This window comes from Methylovulum psychrotolerans, assembly GCF_002923755.1.
In the GTDB taxonomy this organism is placed as follows: Bacteria; Pseudomonadota; Gammaproteobacteria; order Methylococcales; family Methylomonadaceae; genus Methylovulum; species Methylovulum psychrotolerans.
Genome location: NZ_PGFZ01000035.1, coordinates 1 through 1,999, shown reverse-complemented (window position 1 = coordinate 1,999; position 1,999 = coordinate 1). Strand labels below are relative to the sequence as shown.

At 56.5% G+C, this 1,999-nt stretch carries 2 protein-coding genes; both read left to right on the top strand.

Annotation, left to right across the window (positions count from 1 at the left end; genetic code table 11):
• Positions 1-295: hypothetical protein (locus tag AADEFJLK_RS24830; RefSeq protein ID WP_211299325.1), on the top strand; the 295-nt coding region annotated here is incomplete at its 5' end.
• Positions 296-650: 355 nt separating this feature from the next.
• Positions 651-1,999: RCC1 domain-containing protein (locus tag AADEFJLK_RS23025; protein WP_211299324.1), on the top strand; the 1,349-nt coding region annotated here is incomplete at its 3' end.

Below are 1,999 nucleotides of genomic sequence, written 5' to 3'. Positions count from 1 at the left end.
CAATACCGCACCTTCCGCCGGCAACACCGACACCGTCACCGATTTTACGGTCGCCGACGACACCATCCAACTGGAAAACGCCGTCTTCACCCAACTGACGGCCACCGGCGTGCTCAATGCCGCCGACTTTAAAATCGGCGCGGCGGCGGCCGACGCCAACGACTTTATCATCTACAACGCCGTCACCGGCGCCCTGTCTTATGATGCCGACGGCAACGGCGCGGGCGCGGCGGTGCAAATCGCCATCTTGGGCGTGAACTTGGCATTGACCAACGCCGATTTTGTGGTGATTTGATAGGGATGGGGGTTGCTGCACGTTTAACAACAATATGCCGGGGCGGCTTTTTAAGTGCGGGGCCGGCATAAAAAACGTCAGCATTGTTTAAGGCAATACCTTCGCCAAACGCATAAACCCAGTTAAAACAAGCGCTTTGGATAAACTTGAACCATTGGTTTTATAACGGCCTGCGTCAGTTTTCTCAATCCGACTCAACATCCAAATGGGCGGAGGTATTGTTAATAGCTGTCTGTGTTAACCACTTTTTTTAATCATTATTTTGGGTACTAGCATGACCGTAACAGCAACAAAAAACACTTTATCATATCCTGGACATTCCTTAGGGGAATGGCGTAATGGAGGAGCATTTGCCGTGATTAAAGCCGATGGTTCTGTGGTCACTTGGGGTGGCAGCGGAGGCGACAGCAGTGCGGTGGCGGCACAGCTCGACGGCACTATCGACGTGACGCAAATCTTCTCCACAAACACTGCCTTTGCCGCGCTGCGTACGAACGGCTCGGTGGTCACTTGGGGATTTGGTGCTTTTGGTGGTGACAGCAGTGCAGTGGCGGCACAGCTCGACGGCACGGTGGATGTGACACAAATATTATCCACATATTATGCCTTTGCCGCATTGCGTGCGGACGGTTCGGTAATCACTTGGGGAGGCGGTGCTGAGGGTGGCGACAGCAGCGCGGTGGCGGCACAGCTCAACGGCACCATCGACGTGACGCAAATCTTCTCCACAAACACTGCCTTTGCCGCGCTACATACGGACGGCTCGGTAGTCACTTGGGGGAGTGGATCTGGTGGCGGCGACAGCAGTACGGTGGCGACACTGCTCAACGGCACGGTGGATGTGACGGAAATCTTTTCTACATCCTCAGCCTTTGCCGCCTTGCGCAGTGACGGTTCGGTGGTCACTTGGGGAGCTTCTGCTTTCGGCGGCAGCGGCACGGGCGCGGTAAATGTGACACAAATTTTTTCCACATATTATTGTTTCGCTGCCTTACGCACGGATGGTTCGGTAGTCACTTGGGGAGATAGCCGATATGGTGGCGACAGCAGCACGGTGGCTGCACAGCTCAACGGCACCGTGGACGTGACACAAATAGTTTCCACAAATACGGCTTTTGCGGCCCTGCGCAGTGACGGCTCGGTGGTTACTTGGGGGAGTGCTGCTAATGGCGGCGACAGCAGTACGGTGGCAAGCCAGCTCAACGGCACCATAGATGTGACGCAAATAGTTTCCACAACAGATGCTTTTGCCGCCTTGCGCGGTGACGGCTCGGTGGTCACTTGGGGGAGTAGCTCTGGCGGTGGCGACAGCAGCACAGTGGCAATCGGCCTCAACGGCACGGTGGATGTGACGCAAATTTTTTCTACAGGCTTTGCCTTTGCTGCCTTGCGCGGTGACGGCTCGGTGGTCACTTGGGGGGATTCCACTGATGGTGGCAACAGCAGCGCGGTGGCGGCACAGCTCAACGGCATAATCGATGTGGTGAGCATTTATACCACAGGAGGGGCTTTTGCCGCGTTACGCGCCGACGGCTCGATAGTCACTTGGGGCAATGCCAGCTTAGGCGGCAACAGCGGCTTGGTCGCCAGCCAACTCACTTCCGGCGTGGTCAGCGCCGCCAACATCGCCACCAACGATGTCTACATCAACCATGCCCCCACCGGCACGGTCAGCATCGCCGGCACGGACACCCAAGGCCAAAC